The 15,368-nt window shown below is 41.6% G+C and carries 14 protein-coding genes; 10 read left to right on the forward strand and 4 right to left on the reverse strand.

What is annotated here, in order from left to right; translation table 11 throughout:
* The first annotated feature begins 106 nt into the window (after positions 1 to 106).
* Positions 107 to 565, forward strand: a complete 459-nt coding sequence (locus tag FTV41_RS04300) for a hypothetical protein (RefSeq protein ID WP_004971712.1) — start codon at positions 107 to 109, stop codon at positions 563 to 565.
* A 124-nt stretch (positions 566 to 689) separates the two neighbouring features.
* Complete coding sequence (locus FTV41_RS04305) at positions 690 to 1,517, forward strand: DMT family transporter (protein WP_179996181.1); 828 nt, start codon at positions 690 to 692, stop codon at positions 1,515 to 1,517.
* A 196-nt stretch (positions 1,518 to 1,713) separates the two neighbouring features.
* On the opposite strand, the gene FTV41_RS04310 is transcribed toward FTV41_RS04305, so the two are convergent.
* A complete protein-coding gene (locus FTV41_RS04310) occupies positions 1,714 to 2,949 on the reverse strand; it encodes a pyridoxal phosphate-dependent aminotransferase (protein WP_004971708.1) in 1,236 nt (411 codons plus the stop codon).
* 218 nt (positions 2,950 to 3,167) lie between these two features.
* Between FTV41_RS04310 and FTV41_RS04315 the strand changes: the two genes are divergently transcribed.
* Complete coding sequence (locus FTV41_RS04315; protein ID WP_004971707.1) at positions 3,168 to 3,347, forward strand: hypothetical protein; 180 nt, start codon at positions 3,168 to 3,170, stop codon at positions 3,345 to 3,347.
* A gap of 57 nt (positions 3,348 to 3,404) precedes the next feature.
* Here FTV41_RS04315 and FTV41_RS04320 read toward each other — a convergent pair whose 3' ends face one another.
* Positions 3,405 to 4,193, reverse strand: coding sequence for a hypothetical protein (locus FTV41_RS04320; protein ID WP_004971705.1), 789 nt, complete (start codon positions 4,191 to 4,193; stop codon positions 3,405 to 3,407).
* Positions 4,194 to 4,445: 252 nt separating this feature from the next.
* Between FTV41_RS04320 and uvrB the strand changes: the two genes are divergently transcribed.
* The 5 genes from uvrB (at position 4,446) to FTV41_RS04345 (ending at position 10,647) form a co-directional block, all read left to right on the forward strand.
* Entirely contained in the window at positions 4,446 to 6,473 is a 2,028-nt protein-coding gene (gene uvrB / locus FTV41_RS04325; protein ID WP_104851763.1) for an excinuclease ABC subunit UvrB, read from the forward strand.
* A gap of 170 nt (positions 6,474 to 6,643) precedes the next feature.
* Positions 6,644 to 7,243 carry a lipocalin family protein gene (locus FTV41_RS04330; protein WP_179996182.1) on the forward strand — a complete coding sequence of 200 codons (600 nt, stop codon included), beginning with the start codon at positions 6,644 to 6,646 and terminating at the stop codon, positions 7,241 to 7,243.
* Positions 7,244 to 7,420: 177 nt separating this feature from the next.
* Entirely contained in the window at positions 7,421 to 8,344 is a 924-nt protein-coding gene (gene rarD, locus FTV41_RS04335) for an EamA family transporter RarD (protein WP_154320882.1), read from the forward strand.
* 265 nt (positions 8,345 to 8,609) lie between these two features.
* Positions 8,610 to 10,067, forward strand: a complete 1,458-nt coding sequence (locus FTV41_RS04340; protein ID WP_004971695.1) for a glyceraldehyde-3-phosphate dehydrogenase — start codon at positions 8,610 to 8,612, stop codon at positions 10,065 to 10,067.
* 217 nt (positions 10,068 to 10,284) lie between these two features.
* On the forward strand, positions 10,285 to 10,647 hold the full coding sequence (locus FTV41_RS04345) for a helix-turn-helix domain-containing protein (protein WP_004971692.1): 363 nt from the start codon (positions 10,285 to 10,287) through the stop codon (positions 10,645 to 10,647).
* Between the two features lie 64 nt (positions 10,648 to 10,711).
* Here the strand turns inward: FTV41_RS04345 and FTV41_RS04350 are convergent, their stop codons facing one another.
* Positions 10,712 to 11,902: an MFS transporter gene (locus FTV41_RS04350; RefSeq protein ID WP_179996183.1), complete on the reverse strand. Its 1,191-nt coding sequence runs from the start codon at positions 11,900 to 11,902 to the stop codon at positions 10,712 to 10,714.
* A gap of 217 nt (positions 11,903 to 12,119) precedes the next feature.
* Here FTV41_RS04350 and cgtA point away from each other — a divergent pair, with 217 nt between their 5' ends.
* Both cgtA and proB read left to right on the forward strand, forming a co-directional pair.
* A complete protein-coding gene (cgtA, locus tag FTV41_RS04355; protein ID WP_168418173.1) occupies positions 12,120 to 13,334 on the forward strand; it encodes an Obg family GTPase CgtA in 1,215 nt (404 codons plus the stop codon).
* Between the two features lie 27 nt (positions 13,335 to 13,361).
* Positions 13,362 to 14,495, forward strand: coding sequence for a glutamate 5-kinase (gene proB / locus FTV41_RS04360; protein ID WP_179996184.1), 1,134 nt, complete (start codon positions 13,362 to 13,364; stop codon positions 14,493 to 14,495).
* A gap of 101 nt (positions 14,496 to 14,596) precedes the next feature.
* Here proB and FTV41_RS04365 read toward each other — a convergent pair whose 3' ends face one another.
* Positions 14,597 to 15,301: an SIMPL domain-containing protein gene (locus tag FTV41_RS04365; protein ID WP_004971683.1), complete on the reverse strand. Its 705-nt coding sequence runs from the start codon at positions 15,299 to 15,301 to the stop codon at positions 14,597 to 14,599.
* Positions 15,302 to 15,368 lie beyond the last annotated feature (67 nt).

Consider the following 15,368-nt stretch of genomic DNA (forward strand, 5'->3'; position numbering starts at 1 on the left):
TCGGTTGTTAGTCTGAGTGACAGAACAAAGCGTTTAAGTAGCATCTTAAACAGTGTGGATTTAACCCAACTTGCCAGCACTAAAATGGCTAAATCGGAGTAAGCGAATGAATACGCTCAGCATTTCTGACATTTTTTCTCAATTTTCTTATTATCAAGAACATTATCTTTCTATCTTGTCTACGCCTGAACAATACTACACTGCTGTAGAAGGCGCGTTTATTCATGTCTGGCCTTTGGCACCTCAAGATTTGTATTTGGGCGATTTATTGCAGTTGTGGTTTAGTGAAAAATGGCTCATTCAATCGACCTGCCAATTGCTTTCAGACCATCCAGACAACGGCACAAAAAAACCATTGCAGCGTGATCATGATTTATATTTGTACCAACTGGCGGGCAGCGCGCTTTCGGGGAGTAACCGTTCACGCGTGTGGTCTGTGTCTGAACAAAAACAATTGCGTGTAGAATTAGACTTTGCTTTTCGCTATTTATGTGAATATAAAGGAACATCTCAACCTACAGTGTCTAAATCAGAACTGATTACTGCGTTGAAAAACAGTGTTTAATCTATGATGATTGATCATTGCCAGCCAAATAGATTTGCATTGAATCGAGTTAAATGACTCGCACCAAAATAGTGTTATAAACTGCGATAAAAATTTGCGAACAGCTTGAAAAGGATATTCAGCCGTGTGGATTAAAATATGCATTGCCATGCTCGCATTTGCTGCAAATTCCTTGCTGTGTCGTTTGGCATTGGCTGAACAGCAAATTGACCCTATTAGTTTTAGTTTGCTCAGGGTTGGCAGTGGAGCAGTGTGCTTAGGACTGTTCTATGCTGTTTTGCAGGTTCAACAACCAATTCAATTCCAATGGAAATCTGCACTCAGCCTTGCTGTATATCTGCTCGGTTTTTCGTTAGCATATTTGCATATAGACGCAGGCATAGGCGCATTGATTCTATTTGGCGCAGTGCAAATCACCATGATCAGTTATGCGATTTTGCATGGTGAGCGCATGACTTTGCCGCGCTGGGTCGGGTTAGGTTGTGCTATATTGGGGATGGGTTTGTTGCTATTGCCTGAAGCCAGTACGCCAACGTTCAAATATGCATTGATAATGTTACTGGCAGGTATTGCATGGGGTTTTTACAGTATTGCTGCAAAGACGATGCAGCATGCTTTAACCAATACTCTATCTAATTTCATTCTGGCGACTCCGCTTGTTGCTGTATTTTTTCTTTGGTATTTACCCGAAAGTTTTATCACTTGGCAGGGGGTGGTTTTGGCGGTCTTGTCGGGTGCATTGGCTTCGGCTGGAGCGTATGTGTTGTGGTACAGCATTGTGAAAAAAATTGATCACATTACCGCAAGTACTGTGCAACTTTCTGTGCCGTGTTTGGCGATTTTAGGCGGTGTGATTTTTTTAGGTGAACAACTCACCCTGTTGATGGTCGTGGCAACCTTGATTGTGTTATGTGGTATTTTGATGGTGATTTTAACTAAACCACGTGTATAAAACCGTTTAGATTGCAGCGGGTTTGGTCTTTTATTGAATTTCTTATATCTATCAAGAAATGATTGTGAGGCTTTTTTAAAGCGTTGTTTGTGATCTCTCTCCTCAGAAAGAAGGGGAAATAGTGAGTGAAAAAACGCAATTAAAAACAAAAACCCACGATTCAATCGTGGGTTTTGTTCATCTAAACAGGTTTAGATTATTTTGCAGCTTTTTCAGCTTCGATTGAAGCAATCGCTTCATCTACACCTTCAATTGATTCAGCAGCTTTTTTGATACGTGCAAGCGCATCTACAAGTACTTCGTCTGCAGTTGCATAAGAAATACGCATGAAACCACCTAAACCGAACGCATCACCAGGAACAACGGCAACACCAGTTTCTTCCAATAACCAAGCAGAGAATTCTGTGCAAGATTTTAAGCCTTTCGCACGAATTAATGGTTTGATGTTTGCATACGCATAGAACGCGCCATCTGCAGGTAAGCAAGAAATACCTTTGATGTCATTCAAGCCATTTACAACTAAGTCATGACGGCGTTTGAATGCTTCAACCATTGGCTCAAGTACGTCTTGTGGGCCGTTCAATGCAGCTTCTGCAGCAACTTGTGAAATAGAAGTTGGGTTAGAAGTCGATTGAGATTGAATTTTCTTCATCGCACCAATTAGTTTAGCAGGGCCCGCTGCATAGCCAATACGCCAGCCAGTCATTGCATAAGCTTTAGACACACCGTTTAACACGATTGTGCGGTCATAAAGGTCTGGTGCAACTGTCGCGATGTTATAGAACTCATCATCCCAACGGATTGGTTCGTACATATCGTCAGATGCAATGAATACTTCAGGGTATTTGCGTAGTACAGCAGCCAAAGCTTCTAATTCAGCTTTAGTGTAGATCATACCTGTAGGGTTAGATGGGCTGTTTAACACCACTAAACGTGTTTTGTCAGTGATCGCAGCTTCTAATTGTTCAGGCGTGATTTTGAAACGTTGTTCTTCACCACATTCCACAATAACTGGCACGCCTTCAGCAATAATCACCATATCTGGATAGCTTACCCAGAACGGTGCAGGGATAATCACTTCATCACCCTTGTTTAACAAAGCCAACGCCAAGTTAAAGAATGATTGCTTACCACCACAAGACACCAAAATTTGGTTCGCTTGGTAGTCAAGATTATTGTCACGTTTTAATTTTGCGATAATGGCTTTTTTAAGACCAGGCGTACCGTCAACAGCAGTATATTTTGTAAAACCGTTATTAATTGCTGCAATAGCTGCATCTTTGATGTGTTGTGGTGTATCGAAATCCGGTTCACCTGCACCCAAACCAATAACGTTATGACCCGCAGCTTTAAGTTCAGCGGCTTTATTGGTTACTGCAAGTGTTGGGGACGGTTTGATGGCATTGACACGATCAGAGAGACGTACGTCCACGGCATATTCCTTCTTATAGGGATAAAAAAATAAAAAGCATATTATCTTAGCCTAAATTCGATGTCTGCGTCGTTTAAAATTGCATCAAATTAATAAAAAATCACCAAATTAGACCAATTTCCTATGAAATCGTGATTAAAACTGCTGTGAGGTGGAAGTTTCTCGCATCGGGCGGCAAAAAACTTTAAAATAGTCCAAATTTTATAAGAGTGATGGTCATGAGTAAGCAGCAGCCTACTTCAAAAAAACCATTGGTGAATCTCCCATTCCCAATGCCAAACACAGCGCAGGATAATGATCAGGCGGTACATAATTCGGTGCGTCCTAAACCTGAGCAATATGCGGATAAGACTTGGCCACCGCCACGTGGTACTCGTCGTTCGATGGGTAAGCGCTAAAAAAAATGCCACAATTACGTGGCATTTTTTATTGATGGGGATTTAAAAGTATTGAAATTAACGAACATGCTTACGCGCTTTGTTGGCAGGTTTTGGCGGCGAGATTTCACGTACGCCATGCCATACATCGCTAAAATCTTGCTCGTTGATATTATACAATTCCAATAAAGCCAAAATCGCTGCACCAAATAGCATTGGGCCTTCTGAATTATTTTGGAACTCGAATACCTTACCATTTAAGTTGTGCAAAATATCCTGAATTTCAAAGACCCGATCACGCCCATTGCTGTCAGTTGGGTACATTTGTGTATTCAATATGATTTTAGCCAAGGCTTTTTCATTATCGCTCAATGCCAAGACTTCAATTAATTCATCGGTGGCAGGGGTAAAAATCACAGAATCACGGTAAATGGTGTGTAGTAATTTTTGCGTTAGTTTAGGCAATGCTTTTTCGACAAAAGGACGAAACGACGCAGGAAAAATCACATTATGGGCAATGCCTTTAAACATAGGGGCAATTTCTTCAACCGTATAACCTGCAATACCACAACCAATTGAAGTTAAAAAATACTTCATTTTAGGATGGTTTTTGGCATAGATTTTAAAGTCATCCACATAGTGCTGAATTTGCGATAGTGGCATTTGTTGTAAATGTTCATTCATGGTTGGAATGGCAAAACTTTGTCCTGCCCAACCGCGCCCGACGCCTTCAACGGCACCAAAAAATTCTTTGGCTGTTCGTGCTGCACCACCTGCATGTTGTCCTGCCATGTTACTGCCAAATACGAAAACAGTATCTTCAGGGAGGCTTTTGATAATTGATTCGTCGTGATATTGGTAAGTCATGAATGTGTGCTTTTATGGTTGTCGTCCTGAAATTTCATGTTGCCTTTGAATAGCCAGTGGGTCAAGTCTTAAAGCAGTTTCCCCGTGCTCAATTTAGTCGTAGCACATCTTCGTTCTAACAGCGTCCAATACAGAATTAAAACCGAGCAATGGCTTTGTAGCTACGCAACATCGCCACAACATATTCGGATGTCCTGAGTGTAGGCAAATCTGCTAAAATATTAGGTCGCATCAAACCTGAGAGCTGCATTTGTGAGTGATAAGCAACCTTTCGATTTAGTCACCAACTATCAACCTGCGGGTGACCAACCACAAGCCATTGAAAAATTGGTTCAAGGGATAGAACAGGGCTATCATGATCAGCTATTACTTGGGGTTACAGGCTCAGGTAAGACTTATACCATGGCCAATGTGATTGCCAGAACACAGCGTCCGACCATTGTCATGGCACATAACAAAACGCTGGCAGCGCAGTTGTATGGTGAGTTTAAAGCGTTCTTTCCGAACAACGCAGTCGAATATTTTGTCAGTTATTATGACTATTATCAGCCTGAAGCCTATGTACCATCTTCCGATACTTTTATTGAAAAAGATGCGGCTATTAATGATCATATTGACCAAATGCGACTCTCGGCCACACGTGCTTTGCTAGAGCGTCGTGATGCCATTATTGTCGCATCGGTATCTGCAATTTACGGTTTGGGTGACCCCAATGCTTATATGAGCATGTTGCTGCATGTGGTGCAAGGTGATCGGGTGAATCGTGATGATTTGATCCGTCGTTTGGTGGAAATGCAATATAGCCGTAATGAGCTAGAGTTTTTGCGCGGTACTTACCGTATTCGTGGTGAAATTTTAGATATTTTCCCTGCTGAATCTGATCAGCATGCTATTCGCATAGAATTATTTGATGATGAAGTCGATTCGATTCGTTGGTTTGATCCATTAACAGGCAAATTGGTGCGTAAAGTGCCGCGCGTGACTATTTATCCTAAAAGTCACTATGTTACGCCTAAGGATAATTTGGAACGTGCGATTGGTACCATTAAAGAAGAACTAAAAGAGCGTTTGGTGTTTTTTCGCGAACATGACAAATTGCTAGAAGCGCAGCGCATAGAACAACGTACCCGCTATGATTTAGAAATGATGCAGCAATTGGGCTATACCAACGGCATCGAAAACTATTCACGACATTTGTCTGGACGACCTGCAGGCGAAGCACCGCCCACTTTGTTTGATTATGTACCTGATGATGCCTTGCTGATTATTGATGAATCGCACGTGACCGTTCCGCAAATTGGCGCGATGTATAAAGGTGACCGATCACGTAAAGAAAACTTGGTGAATTATGGTTTCCGTTTACCTAGTGCGTTAGACAACCGTCCAATGAAATTTGAAGAATGGGAGCGCATCGTCCCATCCACAATTTATGTGAGCGCTACACCTGCACAATATGAGTTGGAAAAATCGCAACAAATTGTAGAGCAAGTGGTGCGTCCAACAGGATTGATTGACCCAGAAATTGAAATTCGTCCTGTGTTAACGCAGGTGGATGATGTGCTGTCTGAAATCAATTTGCGTAAAGAATTGAATGAGCGGGTGTTGGTCACCACTTTAACCAAACGCATGGCTGAAGATTTGACCTCGTATTTAAAAGAATACGGCATTCAAGTGGCTTATTTACACTCTGATATTGATACCGTAGAACGCGTCAAAATTATTCACGAATTACGTACAGGCGTGCATGATGTCTTGGTTGGCATTAACCTGTTACGAGAAGGTTTAGACATGCCTGAAGTGTCTTTAGTGGCAATTTTAGATGCCGACAAAGAAGGCTTTTTACGTTCAGAACGTTCGTTGATTCAAACCATTGGACGTGCAGCACGTAACTTGAAAGGTAAAGCAATTTTATATGCAGATCGCATTACCGATTCAATGCAAAAGGCGATAGATGAAACAGAGCGTCGTCGTGCCAAACAAATTGAATTTAATGAATTGCACGGCATTACTCCACGTAGTGCAGTGCGTCAGGTGATTAAAGAAATCGACACAGGTGAAGTGCTGAACGATGAGCAAATTGATGAAAAAATCAATGCACAAAGCCGTGCTTTAAGTGACGATGAACAGCACATTTTGGCTGATCCTAAACTGTATGCCAAACATATTGCCAAACTTGAAAAAGAGATGTTGAAAGCATCTAAAGAACTGCAATTTGAACAAGCGGCTCGTTTACGTGATGAAATTTTGCGTTTAAAAGCGCAAATGTTGCAATCTGGCTAAATTGGGGCGAATTGCACTGTCAGTGTAAGTGCGAGTTTGCATACTAAACTTGCTATGTAAAATTTGAGTTGCAAAAATTACATATCCATACAGTAAATTGAAATGCTTGCGGTTATTTTTGAAGAAGATAAACAAAATTGACTGAACATTAGAGTTTAGAGGTTGGGACAATGGCTAAAAAACTTCCGTTTGCAGGTGCGCGACTTGCCAAAATTGCCCTTGGTGGTGTGGTGCTGATTGGTTTGGGTGCTGCGACTATGGCATATTCCAAAACCAATGAACCGATGAAAACGGTAGAAAAAGTCGAATTAGATAAATATTTAGGCGTTTGGTATGAGGTTGCAAGAAAGCCTTTATATTTCCAAAACAAATGCGGTTCAAATGTAACAGCAGCATATACATTGAATGAAAATGGCAATGTGCAGGTGGATAACCTTTGTATTGCAAAAGATGGCAAACAAATGCGTGCTTTGGGCGAAGCTTTTGTACAAAATGCGCCTTTTAACAGCAAACTCAAAGTTAGCTTTTTACCTGAAGTCATTCGTTGGTTGCCTGTAGGGCGTGGTGATTATTGGGTGTTAAAGCTAGATGATGACTATCAAACTGCCTTGGTGGGTGAACCACGCCGTAAATATTTATGGGTACTTTCACGTACGCCGCATCCTGATCAGGCTGTCGTGACTGAATATCTGAACTATGCCAAATCACTCGGTTATGACTTAAGTGATGTGATTTATACCAGACATACGCAAACTAAAAAGTCAGACTAAGTTGCAGCAGCTCCAGAGCTACTTATAGATATAAGCAGACAAACGTATGCAGACCAATTGACCACGCAAAAGCTGCGTGGTTTTTTATATCCTGTCATTTTAAATTTTGAACATTCGATCAATCTCTAAAACAACGTATATATGAGTATAATGCCGACTGATCTAGGGGAGAGTCGGATGTATAAAGGCATTGCACTATCGGTTTTAGCATCGGTCACTTTTGGGGTGCTGTATTTTTATACCCAATTACTCAAACCTTTAGACAGCGAAGAAACTTTTGCGTGGCGTATGTTGGCAACTTTGCCATTCCTAACTTTGTTTATGTGGTGGTCGGGAGATTTAAAACATATTTCCGCGATTTTTCAGCGGCTCAAACAACAACCACAATTCATACTTTGGCTGATTTTTAGTTCTTTTTTATGCACTACGCAATTGTGGTTATTTTTGTGGGGGCCGATTAACGGGCGTGGTTTGCAGGTTTCTTTGGGTTATTTCTTATTGCCTTTGATCATGGTTTTGCTTGGCTGTGTGCTATATAAAGAAAAGTTATCGACTTGGCAGATGGCAGCAGTTGCCTTAGCCGTGCTAGGTGTCAGTCATGAAATCTGGCGCATTGGCACGGTGGCGTGGGAAACCTTATATGTGGCATTTGCCTATCCTTTATATTTCTTTTTACGTCGGGTCTTTCAAACCGATCACTTGGGCGGGTTTTGGTGGGATTTACTGCTAGTTATTCCTGTCGCGGTATATTTAGGCTTTTATTATAGTGACAGTGTAAATGTCATCGCAGCTTTTCCATATTTAATTTGGTCGGTACTTGGATTGGGCTTTTTAAGTGCATTGGGACTTGGCAGTTATATTTTGGCCAGCCGCCATTTGCCTTTTGTGATTTTTGGTTTACTGAGTTATTTAGAACCTGTGCTGTTGGCTTTTGTGTCTATGTTGTTAGGTGAACGAGTTGAAGCAGGGGAATGGCTGACTTATATCCCAATTTGGTTGGCAGTTGCATTATTGGTGGTTGAAGGGTGTTTGCATTTAAGAAAACAAAAAATGAATCAGCAAGATTTACAGCAGAAGATTCAACAGTCATCTGGACAATAAAAGCCGTCGCTGTGGTGAGATATTCAAATTTCCAAGAGGATAATCGAGTTTGGCATCATCCTCTTTTTCTTCTAAAAAATTGAACTTTTGTTGAAAAAACTAAAATCACAAAAATAATTACAACTATTTTATGAATTTATAGTGAATATATAGGAAAATAGTCGGGTCAGTACCAGCTTTTGATTCAATCTTGACGACAATTCCATTACAATTATCGGGTTTTGAAATTCATGCCTAGATATACAATTAATTAGAGGACGTATCTGTGAGCAAAGAGACTATCATCGCCCTACACGCAGAGCACCAAGGTCGCTGGAAAAACCGTGAAGAAATCGCGGAACGTATGATTGCTTTACTCGGTCAGTTGTACCGTGAAAAAAATATCATGGTTTCAGTTTTTGGTCGTTCTTTAGTTAACCGTTCTGTGATTCAAATTTTGAAAGCACACCGTCGTACTCGTATGATGGACGTAGAACTTTCAGTTGTTCACACTTTCCCATTGCTTGAAGCTTTGGCAAAAGTAGACAACATCGGTTCAGCAGAAATCGACTTAGGTAAACTTGCTGTTGAATATAAAGAAAAAGGCGGCGATGTAAATGCATTTGTTGCAGACGCTGTGAAATCTTTAGCGGGCAATCCAACAACTGTAGAAAGCAAAGATGTTGTACTTTACGGTTTTGGTCGTATTGGTCGTATCCTTGCGCGTTTAATCATTGGTCAATCTGGTCTTGGCCGTGGCTTAAACCTTAAAGCAATTGTGGTACGTAAATCATCTGATGGTGATTTAGAAAAACGTGCGTCTTTATTGCGTCGCGACTCTATTCATGGTCCATTTGCAGGCACTATTTCTGTAGATGAAGAAAATGAAGCAATTATCGCAAATGGTAACTTCATTAAAGTGATCTATGCATCTAACCCATCTGAAGTAGACTATACGGCTTATGGCATCAACAATGCATTAGTGATTGACAACACGGGTAAATGGCGTGATGCAGAAGGTCTTGCACAACACCTTCAATGCCCAGGCGCTGCACGCGTAATTTTAACTGCACCTGGTAAAGGTGACATGAAAAACGTGGTGTACGGTGTTAACCAAGCTGACATTCTTGATGAAGATACCATCATTTCTGCGGCAAGCTGTACAACAAACGCGATTACACCAACTTTAAAAGTGTTGCATGACAAGTACACCGTTGTGAATGGTCACGTTGAAACTGTTCACTCATTCACTAACGACCAAAACTTGATTGATAACTATCACAAGGCAGATCGTCGTGGTCGTGCAGCAACATTAAACATGGTTATTACCGAAACAGGTGCAGCAAAAGCAGTGGCGAAAGCATTGCCTGCATTACAAGGTAAATTAACAGGTAACTCTGTACGTGTTCCAACGCCAAACGTATCACTTGCAATCTTGAACTTAACGCTTGAGAAAGAAGTAGATCGCGAAGAAGTGAACGAATACATTCGTCAAATTTCAATTCACTCTAATCTTCAAGGTCAAATTGGTTATACCAACTCGACTGAAGTGGTTTCAAGTGACTTCATTGGTTCGCGTACTGCAGGTGTATTTGATGCGCAAGCAACCATTACTTCAGGCAACCGTTTAACTGCTTACGTTTGGTATGACAACGAAGTGGGTTATAGCTGCCAAGTATTGCGTATTGCTGAACAAATGGGCGGCGTAAGCTATCCTAAAGTTCCTGCTGAAACAAATGCATAATTTGTAGATACAGAATTTAAAATCAAAAAGAGCTTCAAATGAAGCTCTTTTTTTTGCATTTATTTCATTCTTAAATATAAGGATGAGTGTTGAAATTTCCACCTAATACGCTATCCTAAACTTACCAAAATAAAGTCTATGCTAAAAAGTAAGTAAATTTGATTTTGCTTTCAAGCTTTCAAAGCCTGAACAATAGAAATAACAGAAGGATACCGTTATGCAATATGCAACCAGTCACTTACTCGGGCAAGTCCTTGCTAAAGATTGTCCATCACGGATTCGTTTAGAACATTTAGCCAATAAATGGTCAATGTTGGTGTTGCATTGTTTAAGCGAAGGTTTGCACCGCTTTAGTGAGCTAAGACAGCGCATTGAAGGGGTGAGTGAAAAAATGCTGGCGCAAACCCTGAAAACTCTTGAGCAAGATGGGTTAATTTTACGTACAGTTTACCCAACGGTGCCGCCTAAAGTGGAATATCAACTCACTTTTGAAGGCTCACAAATTGCAGCAAGAGTGAATCAACTGATTGAGTATTTAGAACAGCATTTGCCTGAAACTTCACAGCAATCTTCTCACTAATGGATTACTCATCTTTTAGGGAAGTTGCTGTAGATGTTCCTACTCCAAAGCACATTCTGGATGATTAAATAGTGCGTCGATGTGAAAAATCATAACGATCAATCAGCAAAATCCCGATGGCAAATACCAAAATACTGACAACACAACCCATCCAGCCCCGGTGTTGCCATGCGTAGACCGCCGTCAGTGAACCAAGTGCTGCACCTGAAAAATAAATAGTCATATATACCGCATTAATGCGGGAACGTGCGGTGGCATCAATTCGGTACACCAAGTTTTGATTCAATACGTGAAAAGCAGTTAGACCAAAATAACTCATCAATACGCCAACGGCATAAGCCACAATATTCTGCTGTGCAAAAAAGAGTGGAATGCAAGAAAACAACATCAAACTGATACAGAGCATTGCGACGAAATTTTCGCGGCCTTTGCCCACCGTTTTACCTGACCAGCTTGAAGAAAAAATGCCTATTACACCCAATAAGCCAAAAAGCCCGATTTGAAAATCACTAAAATGATAAGGTGGATTGGCCAAGACAAAAGTCATGGAAGTGAAAACTAAAGATAAAATGGCAAAGCCTAAAGCACCTGCACAGGCTCTGCGAATTAAATGTGGCTGGGTGGTGGCCAATTGTATTAGAGAACGATAAATAGCTACCACGGTCAAATTTTTATTGGCAGTTGTAGAAGGTAGCTTTTTCCACATCAGCCCTGCAAACAGTAGGGTGATTATGCCGCTACTTAAATAAACACCTTCCCAAGACCAAAAGGTCGAAACAAAACCAGCAAAGGTGCGCGATAAAATAATACCCATCACCAAACCACTCATCAGTTTGCCTACAATGGCAGCACTCGATTCGGGTGGACTAATGCTTGATGCAAAAGGAATTAAAACCTGTGCGGAAATCGCACCAAATGTGGCACATACCGTAAAGAAATACAGCATGGTTAAATTGCTGCTAAAGGACAGTAAAATTTGTGAGAGTGCTGCAAAGACCATCAAACTCACAATCAATTTTCTTTTATTGAGTAAATCGCCCAAAGGCACAAGTAACATTAATCCTAAACCATAGCCGATTTGTGCAAGTACTATTGCAAAACCTGCTTGGCTGGTGCTGATGCCTAAACTTTTTTCAATTGAATAAATCAGCGGTTGGTTAAAATAAGCAGAGCCTGCACATAAACCACATGCTGTTGCCATCAGTAAAATAAATTGAGGAGATAAAGCAGTTGTTGTGGTTGCAGAGTCAGACATAAATGCAAGTAAAACAAAAAGGGCGGATGCACTATAAGAATTTAACCTAAGAAGGAGAAATAAGAAAAAACGATCACATGATTGTTAAAATAAATCAGTGATTTTGACGTTCCTGATATAAAAAGCCTGAGTTGATACGATTGCATAAATATAATTCGAGAAATTTTCTAAAATATGGCAGAATATACGGCTTTTAAAGTTTTAGAGGATTGGCAAGATGCGCTTTGTTGATGAAGCAGTCATTACCGTAGAGGCTGGCGACGGTGGCAATGGCGTAGCCAGTTTTCGCCGAGAAAAATTCGTACCATTTGGTGGACCAGATGGTGGTGATGGCGGTCGTGGCGGCAGTATTTATGTGCAAGCCGACGACAACGCAAGCACCCTTGTAGATTATCGTTATACCCGTAAATTTCGCGCTGAACGTGGTAAAAATGGTTCGGGCGCAAACTGTGCTGGCCGTGGCGGTGAATCTGTTGTATTGACTGTACCAGTGGGAACGACCATTGTGGATACTGACTCTGGCGACATCATTGCAGATTTAGTCGAAAGCGGTCAGAAAGTATTGGTTGCACAAGGTGGAGATGGTGGTTTAGGGAATACTCACTTTAAATCATCGACCAACCGTACCCCGCGTAAATTTACGCATGGTACCAAAGGTGAATTCCGCGAAATTCGTCTGGAGTTGAAAGTACTTGCGGATGTTGGCTTATTGGGTATGCCAAATGCGGGTAAGTCAACGTTCATACGTGCTGTTTCTGCGGCAAAACCAAAAGTAGCCGACTATCCATTTACCACCATGGTGCCAAATCTGGGTGTGGTGGATGCAGACCGTCATCGTTCTTTTGTGATGGCCGATATTCCAGGGCTAATTGAAGGTGCGGCTGAAGGTGCAGGTCTTGGTATTCGTTTCTTGAAACACTTGGCACGTACCCGTATTTTGCTACACATTGTAGATGTTCAGCCTATTGATGGCTCTGACCCAGCGTATAATGCCAAAGCCATTATGGAAGAATTGAAAAAATTCTCTCCAACTTTGGCTAAACTGCCAATGGTGTTGGTGTTAAATAAACTGGATCAAATTCCTGAAGATTCACGCGAAGAATGGTGTAAACACATTCTGGAAGAATTGCAGTGGGACGGCCCTGTATTTAAAACTTCAGGTTTAATGTCTGAAGGTACTCAGCAAGTGGTTTATTACCTGATGGATCAAATTGAGCAACAACGCGAACGTGAAGTTGAAGATCCTGACTATGCTGCTGAAATGAAAGCATTCCGTGATCAGCTAGAAGCTGAAACACGTGAACAAACCATCGCCGCGAAAGAAGCGTATCGTGAGATGCGCCGTCAGCAACGTCTTGCAGGTATGTTGGGCGATGACGACGAAGACGATGATGGTGAAGATGGCGATGTAGAAGTGTACTACGTACGCTAAGCGCTACAAAAAGTGACTGAGGACAAGATGATAGAAGTGGTAGATGGGCAACGTCAGCTCAAGGGTTGTAAACGAATCGTTGTTAAAATCGGATCATCTTTACTCACAGCCAATGGGCAAGGTTTAGATTTAGATGCGATCTCGCATTGGGCGGGACAAATTGCAGATCTACACAATGCAGGACACGAAATTATTTTGGTGTCATCGGGAGCTGTGGCTGAAGGTATGGTGCGAATGAAACTAGAGCATCGACCCACTGATCTACCCAGTCTTCAGGCATGCGCTGCCATTGGTCAAATGGGACTAATTCAGACTTGGTCAAGTGTGCTGGAAAAACACCAAATTCAAACGGCACAAGTACTTTTAACGCATGATGATCTGGCAGATCGTCGTCGCTATTTAAACTCATGTGATGCTTTGCAAAACCTGATTGAATGGCGGGTGATTCCTGTCATTAATGAAAATGACACGGTCTCTACCGATGAAATTCGTTTTGGTGATAACGACACCTTGGCTGCAATGGTGGCAGGGCAAGTGCATGCAGACTTACTGATCATTTTGACTGATCAGCAAGGCATGTTTGACTCTGACCCACGTTCTAACCCAAATGCAAAACTATTCCATACCGTACGTGCTTTGGATGAAAGCTTGTTCGATATGGCAGGTGGTGGCGGTAAGTTTGGGCGTGGCGGTATGCTGACTAAAGTTCGTGCGGCACGTTTAGCGGCTAAATCGGGCTGTCCGACGTTGATTGCCAGTGGTGAAAGTGACAACGTACTTGCGCGTTTAATGGCGGGCGAATTGTTGGGTACTTTATTTATTACCGATAATGACCGTATTGCCGCACATCAACAGTGGTTGGCGGCACATTTACAAACGGCAGGACGTTTGGTGATTGATGATGGCGCAGTCAAAGCCATTAAAGAAAATCATCGCAGTTTATTGCCTGTGGGTGTAAAAGCGGTAGAAGGGCATTTTGAACGTGGCGATGTGGTGGAGTGTGTAGATACACAAGGTCATCGTGTCGCTGTGGGACGTGTTAATTTTAGTTCACGTTCTGCAGATTTGGTCAAAGGCTTGGCTTCTGACAAAGTGCATCAGGTGTTAGGCGAGGCACGTTCGTTGGAGATGATCCATCGCAATCACATAGCGATTTATTGATGATGCTGTAAGTTATCATTCAATTGAAGTTATTAAAAAACCCGCTTGGAATATCTAAGCGGGTTTTTTATTACTTAAACAACGCATGTCATGCTTCAAGTTTATTTAAACTGAATCGTTCCATTTGCATTGACTGTAATTTTAGATTCACCTGCTGCCATATCTTGATCAGCTACAGCCGTTTCTGCGACAGCAAATTTAGCCATACTCGCGCGCATAACAGGTTGCGGAAAATAAGAATTGGTGTTTAGGTTCAAATTAACCAAGTTATAGCCCGATTTATTCCAAGCCTGACTTAACATTTGCGCACGTTGTTGAAAGTTTTTAGACGCTTCGACCATCAACTCGTTTTCAACTTTTTTGCGTTGTGCATCCGACACGCTAAAATTAATTGATTGGGTCTGAAAGTTTTGTTGTAGCTCACTCACCAACTGGCTTGCGGCTTTAAAATCGGTGCTTTGCACACGTACTTCTGCACGACCACGCCATTCTTTTAACTTACGACTGTCATTGTCGTAAATTGGATAGGTGGTTTGCGAACCTGTTTCAACTTTCACTTGTGGATACTTACGTGCAGTTGCAATGGCTTGGCTCATTAACTGGTTAATTTGTGATGCAAGTTCAGCAGGCTGTTTGTGACTTTTTTCAATATATAACACAGCGTGCATTTGATCATTTGAAACTTCGCGTGTAGCTTCAGCTTGAACATTGATGATATTGTAATTTAAAGATTCATTTTGTTGGGCAAAAGCAGTGCTTGCAGCACCAACAGCCAACAGGGTAGCAGCGAGAGAAAGTAAGCGCATATTATGACCTATTATTCAGGGGATCAGGATTTATGAAAAGCGTTTGAATTGATTTAAATAGTAACTT

Origin of the sequence: Acinetobacter sp. YH16051 (genome assembly GCF_013417135.1) — a bacterium.
In the GTDB taxonomy this organism is placed as follows: Bacteria; Pseudomonadota; Gammaproteobacteria; order Pseudomonadales; family Moraxellaceae; genus Acinetobacter; species Acinetobacter towneri.

What these genes read in the sequence shown, in the direction of transcription:
- proB (WP_179996184.1), top strand. Translation starts at nt 13,362, where the DNA reads ATGATAGAAGTGGTAGATGGGCAACGTCAGCTCAAGGGTTGTAAACGA.
- FTV41_RS04345 (WP_004971692.1), top strand. Translation starts at nt 10,285, where the DNA reads ATGCAATATGCAACCAGTCACTTACTCGGGCAAGTCCTTGCTAAAGAT.
- FTV41_RS04300 (WP_004971712.1), top strand. Translation starts at nt 107, where the DNA reads ATGAATACGCTCAGCATTTCTGACATTTTTTCTCAATTTTCTTATTAT.
- FTV41_RS04330 (WP_179996182.1), top strand. Translation starts at nt 6,644, where the DNA reads ATGGCTAAAAAACTTCCGTTTGCAGGTGCGCGACTTGCCAAAATTGCC.
- FTV41_RS04320 (WP_004971705.1), bottom strand. Translation starts at nt 4,193, where the DNA reads ATGACTTACCAATATCACGACGAATCAATTATCAAAAGCCTCCCTGAA.
- FTV41_RS04365 (WP_004971683.1), bottom strand. Translation starts at nt 15,301, where the DNA reads ATGCGCTTACTTTCTCTCGCTGCTACCCTGTTGGCTGTTGGTGCTGCA.
- rarD (WP_154320882.1), top strand. Translation starts at nt 7,421, where the DNA reads ATGTATAAAGGCATTGCACTATCGGTTTTAGCATCGGTCACTTTTGGG.
- FTV41_RS04350 (WP_179996183.1), bottom strand. Translation starts at nt 11,902, where the DNA reads ATGTCTGACTCTGCAACCACAACAACTGCTTTATCTCCTCAATTTATT.
- FTV41_RS04315 (WP_004971707.1), top strand. Translation starts at nt 3,168, where the DNA reads ATGAGTAAGCAGCAGCCTACTTCAAAAAAACCATTGGTGAATCTCCCA.
- cgtA (WP_168418173.1), top strand. Translation starts at nt 12,120, where the DNA reads ATGCGCTTTGTTGATGAAGCAGTCATTACCGTAGAGGCTGGCGACGGT.